10 protein-coding genes are annotated in these 16,069 nt (G+C 65.8%); 5 read left to right on the top strand and 5 right to left on the bottom strand.

Features of this window, described 5'->3' with window-relative positions; all coding sequences use genetic code 11:
• Positions 1-161 precede the first annotated feature (161 nt).
• Together ACWEH3_RS09180 and ACWEH3_RS09175 are read left to right on the top strand one after the other, a co-directional pair.
• On the top strand, positions 162-2,321 hold the full coding sequence (locus ACWEH3_RS09180) for a hypothetical protein (RefSeq protein ID WP_450021470.1): 2,160 nt from the start codon (positions 162-164) through the stop codon (positions 2,319-2,321).
• 13 nt (positions 2,322-2,334) lie between these two features.
• Positions 2,335-3,366, top strand: coding sequence for a hypothetical protein (locus ACWEH3_RS09175; protein WP_450021468.1), 1,032 nt, complete (start codon positions 2,335-2,337; stop codon positions 3,364-3,366).
• A gap of 4 nt (positions 3,367-3,370) precedes the next feature.
• On the opposite strand, the gene ACWEH3_RS09170 is transcribed toward ACWEH3_RS09175, so the two are convergent.
• From ACWEH3_RS09170 to ACWEH3_RS09155, 4 genes are all read right to left on the bottom strand, one after another.
• Positions 3,371-4,114 (bottom strand): hypothetical protein, encoded by a 744-nt coding sequence (locus tag ACWEH3_RS09170; protein WP_450021466.1) that lies wholly within the window; start codon positions 4,112-4,114, stop codon positions 3,371-3,373.
• A gap of 89 nt (positions 4,115-4,203) precedes the next feature.
• Positions 4,204-6,408: an elongation factor G-like protein EF-G2 gene (locus tag ACWEH3_RS09165; RefSeq protein WP_450021464.1), complete on the bottom strand. Its 2,205-nt coding sequence runs from the start codon at positions 6,406-6,408 to the stop codon at positions 4,204-4,206.
• 95 nt (positions 6,409-6,503) lie between these two features.
• The gene (locus ACWEH3_RS09160; protein WP_450021462.1) at positions 6,504-7,994 is read right to left on the bottom strand and encodes a serine hydrolase domain-containing protein; all 1,491 of its coding nucleotides are present in this window, start codon (positions 7,992-7,994) and stop codon (positions 6,504-6,506) included.
• A 130-nt stretch (positions 7,995-8,124) separates the two neighbouring features.
• Positions 8,125-9,549 (bottom strand): WGR domain-containing protein, encoded by a 1,425-nt coding sequence (locus ACWEH3_RS09155; RefSeq protein ID WP_450021460.1) that lies wholly within the window; start codon positions 9,547-9,549, stop codon positions 8,125-8,127.
• Positions 9,550-9,684: 135 nt separating this feature from the next.
• Between ACWEH3_RS09155 and ACWEH3_RS09150 the strand changes: the two genes are divergently transcribed.
• Positions 9,685-13,128: a phosphotransferase gene (locus tag ACWEH3_RS09150; protein ID WP_450021458.1), complete on the top strand. Its 3,444-nt coding sequence runs from the start codon at positions 9,685-9,687 to the stop codon at positions 13,126-13,128.
• A gap of 25 nt (positions 13,129-13,153) precedes the next feature.
• Here the strand turns inward: ACWEH3_RS09150 and ACWEH3_RS09145 are convergent, their stop codons facing one another.
• Positions 13,154-13,657 (bottom strand): hypothetical protein, encoded by a 504-nt coding sequence (locus ACWEH3_RS09145; protein WP_450021456.1) that lies wholly within the window; start codon positions 13,655-13,657, stop codon positions 13,154-13,156.
• Between the two features lie 1,215 nt (positions 13,658-14,872).
• On the opposite strand from ACWEH3_RS09145, the gene ACWEH3_RS09140 reads away from it, so the two are divergent.
• Positions 14,873-15,055: a hypothetical protein gene (locus ACWEH3_RS09140; protein WP_450021454.1), complete on the top strand. Its 183-nt coding sequence runs from the start codon at positions 14,873-14,875 to the stop codon at positions 15,053-15,055.
• A gap of 101 nt (positions 15,056-15,156) precedes the next feature.
• The gene (locus ACWEH3_RS09135) at positions 15,157-15,564 is read left to right on the top strand and encodes a hypothetical protein (RefSeq protein ID WP_450021452.1); all 408 of its coding nucleotides are present in this window, start codon (positions 15,157-15,159) and stop codon (positions 15,562-15,564) included.
• Positions 15,565-16,069: the final 505 nt, after the last annotated feature.

Here is a 16,069-nt window from a genome sequence, read left to right as displayed (position 1 = left end):
TGGGTTCTGCTGAAGGGTGCGCGAAACGATCCGGGCTTCGTCAGCCGGGCCCAATGCCCGTGATGCGGGTTGGCGGCGGCACTTCCCTGATCGGCGATCGAGGCAACGGCACAGGGCTCTCGCGACAGGCGCCGCGGTGAACCGCCCGTCTAGGAGGACGCATGACCAACTACTTCACTTATGACAAGAACGGCAACTATACAAAATCGACGAGCCGTCCTGAGTCTGGCTTCTACAGCGCGCAGGAAGAGCCCGGTGGCGCAGTAACCCTGTATGAGGCAAAACCAGGTGGGGATCCCAAGAAAATTGACTCTTGGGACCACGCCCGGGACATGGATTACGTGGTCACCCCGGATGGTACCGCATACAAAGTCAAGCTGGTCGACAATGTATATCGTGCCGACCCGGACAAGCGCGACGAAAAACATGATCAAAAGCAGCCCGCCCCTCCTCCTCCCACAGACGAGGATCAGAAGAAAAAGTACATGGAGGGTCTGGAGAAAGATCCAGAAGAGGGCGATCAATTCGACGACTTTCCGCTGAAGATCAAGCTCCCTCCTGGTAGCCCTTCGGACGACCTGAAGACCTATATCAGTTTGGCGAACCACCAACTCAAGTACCTCGAGAAACAAATGGGCGACAAGAAGAAGCCGATCGCCTTGACTTCCCCAGAAAAGGGCAAAGACACCCTTATTTGGGACAACAACCTCAGCAAATCGTTCACAGATTCGATGGGTAAAGGCGCGGAGGCGCAAGCCGGGGGAAAGGGCGAAGCAGTCGATGCGTACAAATCGGCTTCCGCCTTCCTCGACGAGTTGGACGCCCAGTGGTCGGCCAGGGACGAAGACTTCAAAACGGAGAATCTGAAGCTCACCGCCGACAACGATCGTACATATCGGAAAATGTGGGACAAAGTCCAATCGACGCATGAGGATATCTGGGCGGCACTCAAGAAACCTCATGCGGGATACTTCGGCGGAAGTACTTTCAGTGACAGCAACTTCACAGCTCCCGGTATTCAGAATGTGGTGGAAGAGGGGCCGGTCTACGGAATCGTCCGTGAGACCGTCCAGTTCTGCGTAGATCAGGTTGCGGATTACGCGAATCGAGCCGAGAGCGCGGGTAAGAAATACGGCGATTTCCCAGGATTTCCCACCGACAAAGGTGATAAGGGTGACAAGGGCGATAAAGACGGCGACAAGAGCGACAAGGGCGATAAAGACGGCGACAAGGGCAACAAAAACGCGAACAACAACAGCGCGAACAACAACGGCGGTGTGAACAACGGCGGCTATAACGGCGGCTATAACGGTGGGTACAACGGCGGCGCCAACAACGGCACTCAGGGCACCGCAGGCCCCACCGCACAGCAGGCCAGTCAGAACGAGGACTTCAGTTCCACTTACGACGACCTGCTCGGGACGGACACCACGGGCACGGCGGACACCACCCAGACCGCCCTCGACAACACCGGTACGGGCGGAACCACCGGTTCGAGCCCAGTTACCGCTGCTGTGCCGACCACGGCGATGCAAGGCGGAACGGGCTCGGGATCCGGGTCGGGCGGCACCACGGCCACACCGGCCGCCACTGCCACTCCGGCCAGCACCGGAAACGATATGTCCAGTCTGATGACACAGATGGCCCTGATGAACGCCCTGCAGGGGAACCAGACCCGTCAGCCGACCAGCGACGACAGCCGCTACGACGACGACCGGGATTCGCGGCATGAGCGCGACCGGCGGGAACGAGAGCGCGCAACGCAGGCGTCGACCACCCAGCAAACCGCTCAGGCCTCTCCTGCCGGTGTGACCGCGCCGACCTACGCGGGCACTCCGCCGCCGGTGACGACGCCGGGTACCACGGTGGATGTCCCCATCGACAACACGAATGTCAAGGCGACCCCGCCGGTGGCGGAGGCCTTGCAGAAGCAGGTGCAGAACGTCGCCCTCGACGCGGTATCCGCGTACAAGGGGACTGCGGGTGAGTTGACAGCGGACCATCCGCCCGCGGTGGTCAACGGCCCCGGCGAGTTGAAAACGGGCGATATTCTTCAGTGGGAGCGACACAGCGCTTTGATCGTGCGGGATCAGGAGCAAAATAGGTTGTACGTCCTGGACGGCGGCCATCTCGTTCCACTGGATCCCAACAATCCACCGTTGAAAGAAAAGTACGGTGATTTCACGGGATACGTGCATCCAACCGGTTTGGATGCCGGCAACGCCGACCTGGGTGCTGCGGCGGCACCGCCGCCCACCACGAGCCAGGCGCAGCAGCCGATCGCTCCACCGCCCGTAGGGCGACCACCGCAACAGACCTGAGCGGCCGGACAGCATGGCCGCACAGAAGGACATCGTCATCGCGGCGGCGACCGGCTATGGGTGGCCCGATGTCGAGCCGTGGGCAAGGAGCCTCGCCGCGAGCGATTTCGCCGGTGTGGGCGCGGTCATCGTGTACGACCGCGACGCCCGCGGCGACGCCATCGCCGATAACCTGGAATCACTGGGGTTGTATGCGATACGCATGTCGCTTCGCGGCAGTATCTACAACCAGCGGTTCGAAGATGTCGCCCAGGTGTTGCGGACATTCAGGCATTCGCTTCGATTCGCCGTGGTCACCGACGTGCGCGATGTGTACTTTCAGGCGGACCCGATCCAGTGGTTGGAAACCCACTTGAGCCGCACCTTCCTCGCTGTGAGCGAGGGGGTGCGGTACTGCGACGAAGCGTGGAATCGGGACAATCTGCGCCATGGCTTCCCCGAAGTCGCCGAGCGCGTGTGGTCAAAGGTGGTCTGCAACGTCGGTGTCCTTGCCGGCCGAGCCGATGCCATCTCCGATCTGTGTGTGGGCATTTCCCGCGTCGCCGCCTCGTCTGGAGTGCCGGTCGCGGATCAGAGCGGGTACAACGTACTACTCGACATGGAACCGTTTCGTTCCGCGGTGCAGTTGGTGACATCCGACGACGGATTCGCCTGTCAGGCCGGGACGTTAGCGGATCCGGACCGGGCCGGAGTGCTGCGCCCGTTTTTCCTCGAGCCCGAGCCGATCTGGTCCGGAGCGGACGTGCGGACATCCACAGGCAAGTTGTATCCGATCGTGCATCAATACGATCGGGTGCCGGAATGGAAACGGGCGTTCTCGGCGGAACTGCGGTCGACTCCGGCGCGGAGGCCGGCTTCTTCTCGAGTAGCCTTGGCTCGGGTCCTGGGGGATGCCGACGGCGCGTCGGTCTCGGATGTCGCCCGAAGGTTCGGGGTGCCTCGGGATAGATCAGCGATACCGCTGTATTCCGCAGAACCCGAGATGGATTCGGTGGCGCGTCGATCGAGAGTGAAGCCGGGTCGGCCAGGTAGCGCGGGCGGATGAGTCGTCAGCTCGCCTTATCGATTATCGGATCCCCGTCGGCCCGGTCGTCAGAAGCCGCGGAACGTTGCCGGATGGTGAAGTCGAAGCTGCTGTAACGATCGCGACCGTTCCCGGCATCTTCCCAGGTGAAGCCATACTTGCCGATATGTTCCAGGCGGATTCTAGTGTCGGCGTGGATGGCGAAGCCGCTCTTCCGCGCGCGTTCGCAGAAGGAGTAATCCTCGCCGAGGTACCAGTGGTTCTCGCCGTCAGGAATGATCATGGGCAGGAAGAACGGGATGTTGGCACGGCCGAACTGTGTATTGCAGACGGGCGGCTTTTCTCGTTGCAGGATCTTCTCGTAGACATGTCGTCTGGTGAGCAGGAACCCGCAGGCCGCATAGCGGATCTCGATGACACCGCCGCCTTCGCCGAATGTGATTTTCGTGGTGCCGGGCAAAAGACTGCACACCAGTTCACGCGCCATTTTCTTGGCATAGATACCGCCCACCATCGGCAAGTCGTGCGATCGCAACATCTCGACGGATTTCGGTTCGAAGCGAACGTCCGCATCGATCCACATCAACTCTTCGAAGCCCTGCGCCAAGGCATCCGTGGCGATTTGGCTGCGCGCTTGGTCGATCGCGGAACAGCCGTACACGCGCCAGACCGGATATCCGCGTCGTTCGAGTTCCGCCAATCCTTCCGCGCATCCGGGCTCGATGTAGTCGTGCACCGGGACCAGCACGACACAGCGGGAAGGATCCATTTTCTCCACCTGGTGAGGGCCTCGTATCCGAGGCCAACTGTACTGTGCGGCCGGAGAACCACACTCGGTGGGAAGGAGGGACTTCAGGACTACGCTCGTGCCTTTTCGCCCCGCACCGAGGCGGCGACCTGGTTCGGCATCGGTTCGTGGCGCGCGTATCCGCGGGTGAAGTCGCCGGTGCCGTGGGAGATCGAGCGCAGGTCGATGGCGTAGCGGCTGAGTTCGAGCTCGGGAACTTCGGCGTGGATGCGCGTGCGTCCGGCGCCGTGCGGCTCGGTGCCGAGGACGCGGCCGCGGCGGCTGGACAGGTCGCTCAGTACCGGTCCGACGTAGTCGTCGGAGACCAGCACCCACACTTCGGCGAGCGGCTCGAGCACTCTGATTCCCGCGGCCGCCGCCGCCTCTCGGAGGGCGAGGGCACCCGCGGTCTGGAAGGCGGCGTCGGATGAGTCGACGGAATGGGCCTTGCCGTCGAACAGGGTGACGCGCACGTCCACGAGCGGATATCCGGCGGTCAATCCTCGGGTGGCTTGCGCGCGGACGCCCTTCTCCACCGATGGAATGAACTGCCGCGGAACGACTCCGCCGACCACTTTGTCCACGAACTCGATCCCGGACCCTTCGGGTAGCGGTTCGACTTCGATCTCGCATACGGCGTACTGCCCGTGTCCGCCGGACTGCTTCACATGCCTGCCGCGCCCGATCGCCTTGCCCGCGAACGTCTCCCGCAACGCCACTTGGTGGTCGGTCACGTCGACCTGCACGCCGAACCGGGTCCGCAAACGTTCCAGCGCGACGTCGCGATGCGCTTCGCCGAGGCACCACAGCACCAGCTGATGGGTCTGCGCGTTGTGCTCGAGCCGCAGTGCCGGATCCTCGGCGGCGAGGCGGGCGAGGCTCTGCGAGAGTTTGTCCTCGTCGGTTTTGCTGTGCGCGCGGATGGCGACGGGCAGCAGGGGGTCGGGCATCGGCCAGGGCTCGATCCGCAACGGGCTGTCGGTGGACGACAGGGTGTCGCCGGTTTCGGCGTGACCGAGTTTGGTGACGTAGGCGATGTCGCCCGCGATCGCCTGGCGCAGCGGGCGCTGCTGTTTGCCGAACGGTGCCGAGATCGCGCCCACCCGCTCGTCCAGCTCGTGGCTCTCGTGGCTCTCGTGGCCGCGATCCTCCAGGCCGTGTCCGCTGACGTGCACCGTGTCATCGGCATGCAAGGTGCCGGAGAAGACACGGACCATGCAGACCCGCCCGACGTACGGGTCGGACGCGGTGCGGATGACCTCCGCGGCCAGCTCCCCGCCCGGGTCGCAGCGCAGCGGGTGCGGCTCGGCGCCGTTGCTGGCGGTGATGGGGTGTTCGGCAGGCGTCGGAAAGCCGCCGGTGATCAGGTCGAGAAGCTCGACCGTGCCGAGGCCCTGCTTGGCCCCTTCGGGCGCGGGCGCGGCGAACAGCACCGGATGGAAACTGCCCCGCGCGACCGCACGCTCCAGGTCGGCGACCAGCGTCGCCAAGCTGATCTCCTCGCCTTCGAGGTAGCGCTCCATCAGGCTCTCGTCCTCGCTCTCGGCGATGATGCCCTCGATGAGGCGATTGCGCGCCTCCTCCAGCGCGGGCGCCTGATCGGGCGAGGGGGCGCCCTGGACCTCCTCTCCGGAGGAGTAGTCGCCTACGCAGTGCGGCAGCAGCTCCACCATGCCGGTGACCGGCCGGTGCCCGTCCGGATTCTTCGGGCCGTACACGGGCAGGTGCAGCGGCAGGATGCTCTCCGACGAGCCTCCGCCGAGCACGGTGCGGCAGGCCTCGGTCATCACGTCGTACTCGTCGCGCGCCGTGTCCAGATGGGTGATCACGATCGCGCGCGGCATCCCGACCGCCGCGCACTCTTCCCACAGGGCCCTGGTCGCTCCCGCGATCCCGTCCGCGCCCTCGGCCGCCGAGATGACGAACAGCGCCGCGTCGGCCGCGCGCAGCCCCGCCCGCAGCTCGCCGACGAAGTCGGCGTATCCGGGCGTGTCGACCAGATTGATCTTCATGCCGTCCCACGCCACCGGCACCACCGACAGCTGCACCGATCGGTGCTGGCGATGCTCGATCTCGTCGTAGTCCGACAGCGAGGTGCCGTCCTCGACCCGTCCGGCGCGATTGACCGCCCGCGCGGTGAGCGCCATGGCGTCGACCAGCGTGGTCTTTCCCGACCCGCTGTGCCCGACCAGGACCACGTTGCGAATCTGCTCGGGCCGGTCCGCCGTCATCACGCCGCCGTCGCCCGCGGCAGCTCCGTTGGTCTTGTCCACCATGTGTCTCGCTCCTTCGCCGACACCTGCCGTACATCCACCTTCCCACCGGGCGTCGCGTTCCGTCGACGAATCGGCAGATCAGGGCGCGGCGCCCGTCATTGGCAGGCGGGCGACGGCGGCCCGGTCCCGGCGATGTTCTCGCACGCCCAGTATCGGTCGATACGCCAGGAGCCGTCGCGCGAGATGAACGGCACGATCGTCGGACGACGGCCGTTCGGTCCGGTGAGAACGACGGTCGCAAGGAGGTAACCGCCTGCGCCGGTCACTTTGCCGACCGTCGTGGTGATCGAGGTGAAGGCCTGAGCGACCCGGGTGATCAACTCCGGGTCCTTGTCGTCGTCCGCGATCCGCAGCGGTTTGCGCTCCGTGGGAACCGCCGGGTCCAGCGTCTGTCGTAGCCGATTGTCGAGATCGGTGACCATGGGCACCGGTGGATCGGGCTGGGTGTTCGCCGGGGCGTCGGGCACTGTGCCCGGAAACAGCTGACGGACGATGCCGAACCAGATGACCGAGGCGGTCACCCCGAGCAGGGGTGGAGAAGTGAACTCGTTGACCGCGACGGTGACGCCGGCGTCCTGCTCGGGGAGATAGCCCATATGGGTGGTGTAGCCCGGCACCGCCCCGCCGTGTCCGATCCAGCGACCGAACTCCATCATGCCGAGCCCGTAGTGCAGGTCTCCGGCGAACCGGGTCCTGGCGCGAAAGGTCTCCGGTTCCAGCAGGTCGCCGCGGCCGAGCAGGCGAGCGTAGTCGCCGAGGTCGGAGATCGTGGACACCATCGTTCCCGCCGCACCGAAGAGTGCGGGGGTGGTCCGCGCGGTGACGTCGGTGGGGGCTTCGTCGAAGTAGGAGTACCCGCGACTCTCCGGCGCGGGAATGGTGGCGTCCGTGGGATATGTCGTGGCGCGCAGCCCGTGCGCGGCGACGACGTCAGCGATCACTTGATGCGCCGGTTTCCCGAAGACCTTCTCGAGCACCAGACCCAGTAGGTAGTACTCGGAGTTGGAGTACTCCACGCGGCTGCGCGGCGGCATCGCCTTTTCCGGATGCGCGATTATGGCGCGCAAACGGTCGCCCTCGCGCCATTCGGTTGCCGGAGACTTCGCGACTACTTGGTCGGCGAAAGCCTGCTCTTCCCGGACATCCCAGACGCCGCCTCGCATGCCGAGCAGATCGCGAAGGGTGATGGTGTCCCCGTGGGGCACTCCCGGCACATACCGTTCCAGCACGTCGTCCAACGAGAGCTTTCCCTCGTCGGCCGCGCGCAGCACCGCGGTCGCGGTGAAAGTCTTGCTGATGCTCCCGATCCGGACATGATCCGCCACGTCCATCGCACGACCGGTCGCGAGATCCGCTGTGCCGTAGGCCCTGACGAACGTGCCCCGTTTCGGGTCGTGCACCGCGACCAGCACTCCAGGAGGTAGCCGCGCGTCCATTTGCGGCCGCACGATGCGGTCGATCCGCTCGGCTGCCTCGGTTGGAAAGCCTCGTTCCTCGCGCTCGTCCGACGCGCATCCGGCCAGCAGCGCGGCCACCGTCGTCAGCGCCACGGCGACCGCGCACAACGATGTGAATCGTCCCCTCATCGAGCCCCCTATTCGGATAGTGCTTTTGTCAGTGTGCCAGGACGCCGAACAGTCGTGTTCCCGTCAGAGACGTCCCTCGCGCATCTCGCGCCGACGTGCGAGGAACGCTCCCTTCCGGAACATCTGTTGCTCAGGACAACCGGCGGATATCCCCTCGGACGCGGTAGAAGCCGCCGCGCGCCGACTCCGCTATGCCGTCGACCACGTAACGAGCCCCGGCCAGACGAATATCTTTGGGGAACTGAACATTCCACCCCTGGTGGTATCCCGGCGAGACGACTCGCACGCGCAGCGAACTGCCCTGGCTCACGCACTCCACGATGATTCCGCCCCCTGCTTCGGAGGTGATCTCGACGGTGTCGCTGGGCACCACCGCCGAGATCTCGGGAGCCTTCACCGACACCGTTTCGGGCAGCACACCCTGCTCGGCGTCGCGGATGGCGGCTTCGCCGACATCGAGACAGGCCAGCGTGCCGGTCGTGGTGACCAAGTACAGCTTCTCGTCGTGGTACTGCATGGAATACGCCGAGCCGCAGCCGGTGGCCAGCTTCCACACGCGGTTCCCGGCGGCGTCGAAGCAGTACACCGAGGAGTAGTTGTCGCCGGCGAAGACATACCGCCCGTCGGGCGAGGTGGCGCAGGAGAAGACCGCGGCGTCGCACTGATAGACGCGCTCGGCCCGGCCGCTCTTGGCCACCATGCGGACCTGGTTACGGGCGGTGCCCGCGTAGACGGCGTCGGATTCCTGCCAGCCGAACAGGACGCCGCCGCCGGTGCCCATTTGCCACAGGGTGCTTCCGCTGTCCAGGTCGTACTTGGTGACGCCGGCGGAATGCCCGTGGTAGACGCCGTTCGCGTCGATGCGCACCATCCAGCCCGAATCGCCGGTGCTGCGCCGCGTCCACAGCGACTCCTCCTCATAGTCGATCACGGTGATCCCGCCTTGGCGGTCGGAGACGCCGAGGATGCCGTCGTGGATGTCGAGCCAGTAGATGTCGACATCGGCCGCGATGTCGTAGGCCGCCCGCGGCACCTTGCCCGACAGGTCGTAGACGCGCCCGTCGTCGCAGCCGGCGTAGATCCAGAAGTCGTCGGCCACAATGCACTTGACCGAATCCGGCAGGCGGTATCGGCCGGTGACCGCACCGTCGGGGGTCAGGGTGAACACGTCGCCGCTCTCGTTGCCGACCCAGCAGCGGCGCTCGTCGACGAAGATACCGAAGGCGGCGGCGCCGGAGTCGAAACTCCACAGCACGGGCGCCGCCTTCGCGGTGGAGCGGCCGCTGCTGATCGCGCGCCTGGTCACCGGACGCCTGGCCCGCGCGCCCAGCACGGCGGGCGCGTAGCCCTTGCGTACCTTCTCGCCGATCTTCTTCGACGCGGCCGCCTGCGCCTTCTCCTCGGAGGCGAACGAACTCACCTTCGTCTGCCCTTGTTCCCCGATGCGACCGAAACGGACGCTCACTTGCGTACCCGCGACGATCACCTCGTAGAACTTGTGCGCGGTACCACTGTCCTCGGACAGTTCGAGATAGGTGGTTCCCCCGATAGTCATAGCGCCTCGCCTGTTTTCGTCAGATCAGAACGAAACGAAAGTTAGCAACAGGCACCGACATTCGACGGCGCGTCCGAGATCGCCGGTGGCCGGCTCTGGCACAATCGTGCCGGGCTCATGAGGAGGGGGTACGCCATGGTGTTGACCGCGCGGTTCCAGCCGGGATCGACCAGCCGTCCGTTCGTCGACCGCGCGCCGGTGCTGACGCGGTTCGACGAACTGCTCGCCGAGGCCGCCGGGCATCCCCGGGTCATGCTGCTCGGCGGTGTCGGCGGGATCGGCAAGTCCCGGCTGGTCACCGAACTGCGGGCGCGGGTCGGCAAGAAACATCCGGCGGCGGTGCTCGACCTGCAAGTTCCGAGTCATCGCCAGGCCGCGGACGGACTCGCCGTGCTGCGCATGCAGTTCGGCGCGCAGAAGATCAAGTTCCACCGCTTCGACATCGCCCGCGCGGTGTTGTGGCAGCGCATGCACCCGCATCTGCGCCTGACCTCGGACTCGCTCGCACTCGCCGAGCACAGCGAGATCCTGACCGAGATCCTCAACGACGCCACCGGCATCCCGGTCTTCGGCACCGCGACCCGGTTGCTCGAGCTCGGCGCTCGCAAGGTGATCCGCACCCATCGGATCCGCCACGATCCGGTCCTCGGGGAACTCGACCGGTTGAGTCTCGCGGGCCTGGAAGAAGCCGTCTCCTACCTGTTCGCGGAGGATCTGAAGAGTGGGACGGAGGGGAAACCGTATGTGGTCTTCCTGGACGCCTACGAAGCGCTGATGGGCGGCGCCGATCGTGAAGGCCGCGCGGCGGCGTCCGATGCCTGGCTACGCGATGTGGTCGCGCAGCTGGACACCGGGTTGGTGGTGATCGCCAGCCGCGAGCCGCTGGGCTGGGAGCGGCACGACTCGGAGTGGTCGGCCCGCATCCGGGCCGTGCCCGTCGACGACCTGCCGATGGACGCCCGCTTCGAATTGCTCGACTCCTCCGGCATCGAGGATCCCGACGAGCGCGCGGCGATCGCCGCTTCGAGCGCGGGTGTCCCGTTCTATCTGCATCTGGCCATCGATGCCCGTACCCGCGCGGGTTGGGTGACGCCCGCCGAAATGGTCTCTCCGGAAACGATTCTCGAGCGTTCCCTCCAGCACGTGCGCCCCGAGGAGGTTCGCATGCTGGAACTGCTGGGCCTGCCGCGCACCTTCGACCGGGAGATCTTCACCGCGGTCGCCCGGCAGTTCGAGCTACCGCACCATATCGCCGCGTGGAAGTCCCTGGTCGCGTACTCGTTCGTGTACGCGGCGGACGAGAACGACGAGGGTGAGCGCTTCCAGCTGCACCAATTGATGGTGGACGCGTTGCAGTGGCGTTTGGATCCGGACGTCCGGCGCACTCTGCACGGGGTGCTGCACGACCTGTGGTTCGCACGCGCCGAACGGTCGCTCGGCCGGGTCGCGGCCTTGCGGGAGGCGGGATATCACGGTGTCCGGTCCGGGCAGCTGTCCGCGGTGACGTTGCTGGGATACGTCGACCGGATCGAGGCGGCGGGTGGCAGCCAGGGCATCGGCGGAGTGATCAGCGATCTGGACCGCTATCTGAGCGATCCGCATGAGAACCTGACAGGTATGGCGGAACTGTCGGAACTCACGCGGTGCCTGGAAGCGGAAGCGGCGGTGCTGCTCGGCGACGCCAAACAAGCCGATCGGCTCACCCGGGACGTCGCTTTGGACCGGACCGGCCCGATCGCGGAGCGGTTGGCGGTCGCCGCGGCGAACGCACGCCGCATACTCGGCGACACCGACGACGCGTTGGCCATCTATCACGACGTGTGGTCGCGCGGATCGGGGCGGGCCCGGCTCGTCGCGGGGCAGTGGGCGGCCGATTTGCACATGTGCCAGGGCCGATTCGGTCAGGCCCTGAGCATGTGCGAGGAGCTCGTCGCGATGGCGGAGGACGACCACGAGTTCCTCGGCGACATCGCCCGGTTGCGTCATCTCGCCTACCGATTGGCGTTCGACACCGAACGCGCCGCCCGGTATCTGACGGAGGCCGACACCCACTATCGAGCCGCGGGCAGCGTTGTCGGACAGGCGAATGTCGCGACGAACCTAGCGGAACTCTTGGCGCTCACGGACCCGGCTCGGGCGATCGAGGCCGCCGGGGCGGCGATCGTGCGGCAGCGTGAACTCGGCGCGTTGCACGAACTCGGAAAGGCCTATACCGCACTGGGTCTGGCGCGGTTGTCGCTCGGGGAGCTGGATGCCGCCGAGCACGCGCTCGCCGAAGCGTGCGAGATTCTCGAGCAGGCCGGGTACCGCTCCGGTCGGGCCAGGGCCGAACTGTTCCGCGCGGGCGTCTTCGCGCGCCGCGGGAAGCGCGACGACGCAGTCCGCAGTGCGCGCTGGGCCATCGCGGAATTCGAAGGGGCGAACGTCTATCCGGGGCTGGTCCTCGTCGCGCGAGCGGTCCTGGCGCTGTACGGCTGGACCGAACCCGACATCTCCGAAGCCGCGGCGGCCGCACGGTCGCGCATTCAGCCGCCGACGCCCGGATCGGGTTCGGACCGCGACGCCGCACGCGTGATCGCCCGGGCGATCGGTGTCGACGCCGAGGCGATGTACATCGACGCGCTGTCCCGATCGCAGTCGGCCGCGGGGTACTACAACCACAACGTCCGCGTCGACGGCGTCGCCGGTGCGGTGAACGTGCGGATTCCGGTAGACGGCGCCGATGTGATGGACCTGCGGCAATGGCCCGAACCCGCGGTGCTGATCGCGATCGAGCCCTTCGTCGCCGCGGCGCCGAGACTGCGCTGGGAATCGGTTCACCCCGCCTATCAGATCCACGACTACATCGACGGCGACCTGCTGGATCGCATCGCGCCGCGCGGGGTCCGAGTTCCGGCTCATGTACCGGCTGATGTGGCGGCGCTGTTCGGGGAACTTCGGCGCATCCCACGAAATCTACTGCCGCCGGTCGAGCCGGACTGGGGTGACGAACCCGCTGGGTTCGCCCGCCGACTGTCCGCCGTCACCGCCCGCGTGCACCGTGACAGCAGTGCGGATTTCGGCGAGCTGGACCGCCGCTTGGGCGTGCCCGATCAGCCGCTCGAGCACATCCTCGCGGCGTGGGACACGCTCGAGGCCAGGCCTTTCCGTATGTTGCATGCCGACGTGCACCGGAAGAACATGATCGTGCGCAACGATCGGGTCGTATTCCTGGATTGGGAATTCGCGCTGTACGGCGACCCGGTCTACGACGTGGCCACGCATCTGCACAAGATGGGCTACCTGCCGGAAGAGCAGGAGGCGTTCCTCGCCGCGTGGGTCGCCGCCGAGCCCGAGGCCGCGATCGGACAATGGCGTCGCGACCTGCGGACCTACCTCGCACACGAGCGGGTCAAATCGGTCGTCGTCGATGCGGTTCGCTACCGCAAAGCGATCGGGCAGGGCGGGGCCGACGCCGCGGCGGAGGCGGCGTTGGTGGCCAGCATGTGCGGAAAGCTGCGGCTGGCGCGAGACGTGTGGGGACAGTCCGAGCCGGTCGACGACGCGGCGGTGAAAGCGGCGTTGCGCGGGCGTGATTGACGCGGCGATCCGCGTACGCCCATGCTCACCGGGTAGGGGCCCCGATCGAAATGCCGGTGATGAACTCCGCGAGGATCGTGTGATCGGGATACTGCCGTCCGTAGACGGCGACGATAGCGCCGACGCGGATGTCCGTCGCCTGCTTGGCAACCAGGACGTTCACCTTGGTGTCGGCGTCGGCGCGGACCTTGACGCTGCTGCTGGTGAACGCGTTTCTGACCACCAATGTCGTGCCGTCATTGGCCACGACCTTTCCGAAGGTGACACCGATGCCCGTCCGGACCGGAGGGGGAGCCGCTACCGACGTTGTCTTCTGCACGGTGGAAGTCGGTGCCGGGGCGCTGGGTGCGCTGGTGCGCAGCGCCGTGGATGACGCCGACGTTCCCGTCGGGTGGTTCACCAGTAGACACCCCGACACCAGCAGGAGCACCACACCGACGCAGAGTCCGACGAAAGCGGCCGCGCCCGAGTGATGCAGCCGGTGCGGCTCGTCGTCCTGACGTGGTGGTGGCAGCGGAGGCACAGCCATTGCCGTGGTCTGCGAGTCGGATTCACTCTTCGGTGCGATGGAGCTCGCAGGCACTCGGGGCCGCGGCAGCGGTGGTGATGCATCGTTGTGCGCGTTCGACGATGGGCTGGGTACGCTTGCCGCGGCGGTGATCGATCTGGTGATCGATTTGGAAAGTATTGCCGGCGAGAATGATTCGGGATCGCCGCCGACTCGTGCCAGCCGTCCCACCTCCGCCGGCTTCCGTCGGTGCGTACTCCAGCGAGGCATAGGGCAAGGTTATGTGTCCCTGGTGCTGTGTTTGTTGTCACTGGCGGGAGTAGCGGTGCGACCTGCGCCGATGGGCCGTGGTCGGGCCGATGGGCCGTTCGCGGGGCGACGTGCGGGTAGCAATCGGTACCGCGGTTGATGCCGAAATCGTCTGTGGGGCAGCATACGTCGCTTATCGGCCGCAGCACCGTGGTGCGGAATATGGCCGCTCGTATGGGCTGGCGGATTGTGCCGGTAATACTCGACGCCGCACGAGGTGGGTGGCCGCTACCCGGCTTCTATCTTTCGCCAGGCGCGAGGGCCCCCGAAAGCTGCGGTCCCAGCTGGACTCGCGCCGGTGGGTCGTCTTCGGCCTGCTTCGGGCCAGTGATCGTGGCAGTGGTGGTGAACATCCTCGGCCGAGTCGTCGAAGCCCTGCCGCTGTGGTGGTCCTTCCCGCATCCTAGACGAACTTGCGCCCGCGCCCGCGCAGCCCGGAACGGCGTAGGAGCGGAATGAAGCATGCTTCAGGCCACCACGCAATCGGCGGTGAGTGCTTGGTTCAGAGAGGAATGGAACCGGAACGGCTCCCAAAGAGTCCAAGTAGGTAGGCGGTACCGCAACGGGGAGGTGCCGTTCGGGGAACTCTGCCGTTCTATGTCTCGGTAGGGGATCGCTTTTGGGAGGAAAGCACTGTGTCTACTACGACTTCGATCATTAGCCGTCGCGTACTGACGGCGACGAGTGTCCGTTCGGTGGCTGCGCTCGCCGCCGTTATGGCGGCTGTGGGCGTCGCCGCCGCCCCTGCTCAGGCACAAGCCCCGGACTTCAAGGGGGGAGGATGCGCGGGCTGGTTCCATCCGGTTCGGAAGGTCAACAACATCCTGGAGTTGGGGAGTCGAGAACCACTGCACCGGCACTGGCTGGCATCCTCACCATCTGACGGTCACGCTGCAGAAAGAGCACACCGGGATCTTCTTCTCCGATGTGACCGAACGGGAATCAGCCAGTCACCAGCTGGGTTCGCCGGACATCAGCCTGCACTTCGACATCGATCAGTGCGAACACGCCAAGAGCGGCACCTACCGCATGAAGGTGAGAGTGACCGCCGGAAGCCATAAGGCCGAGTTCCTCGATACCCACGAGTACACCGTGCCCTGCGACTTCTGACGATCAACCGCGGGTGCCGGCCGTCCCGGTCTTCTTCCTCGACTCAGCTCGAGGAAGACTGGGAAGGCCGGCACCACCCCACCCTGACAGGAGAACTCTCGATGCGTACCCGGCCCGACCCCGACACAGACTCGTTCACCGGTCCCGAGGTCCTCGTGCGCATGAGTTCACCGGCGTTCGTCAGCAACGGGGAAAACGGTATCCGGGGGTGGCTGTCCCCGATCCTGTCTACTCCGATCGGCCTGCAGTTCGACTACACCGCGATCGCCGTCTCGGACGACGCGCCCTCGTTGCTGAACCATCGACCCACCGCTGTCCTCTACGTCGACGGGCGAGGTCCCATCGAAATCGGAGGCGCTACCAGCTCCAGCGCCGGCTACTCCTACACCGTGTTCCACGCTCCCGACCCGCACTTGGATGACAACAGCGGACGACGGGTCCTGGATGTCCACTTCACCGATCCCCTCGCTGGGGCCACACACGAAGTCACGGTCACCGTGGCAGGTTGATTCGGCGGCCGTTGTGGAGCCGGGCGCGTTCTTCCCGGGGTGGGTACATACGTGGCGTGAGAAATGCCCGCGTCACCGGATTGAACTACAGTTCGGCGGGGGCTGGTCGACGTGCAGCGATTGCAGCAGCTCTTGTGTCCGGTGCGCGGGCTGCAGAGTGAAGCAGCCCGCTGTCTCCGCCCGGTGGCGCGGTCCCGATCGACTTGTGCCGGACTTATCGGCCTCTGGTCATCTCCCCGCTCAGCCGGGTTCGACGATCCGGCCGTCGCTGAGCCGGTACACCACAAGTAGACCATCGAACAAGGCCTGCCACCGAAAGCAAGGTCTTGTCCGGAGAATCGGACTGGTGGACTCCGGTCTGTTTTCGGCGCTGGATCGTTGGCTACTTCTCTGGCGCACCTGGTCCCGGCTAGCTTGAGTTTTAACCTCACCTCTGAGCTGGGTTCTCAATACCCCGGGTGATCATGGGTGAAGCCCTTGGTTGATCATGTCTCCCTGCGACAGA

This window comes from Nocardia sp. NPDC004718, from assembly GCF_053601535.1.
This window is presented reverse-complemented; position numbering and strand designations above follow the sequence as displayed.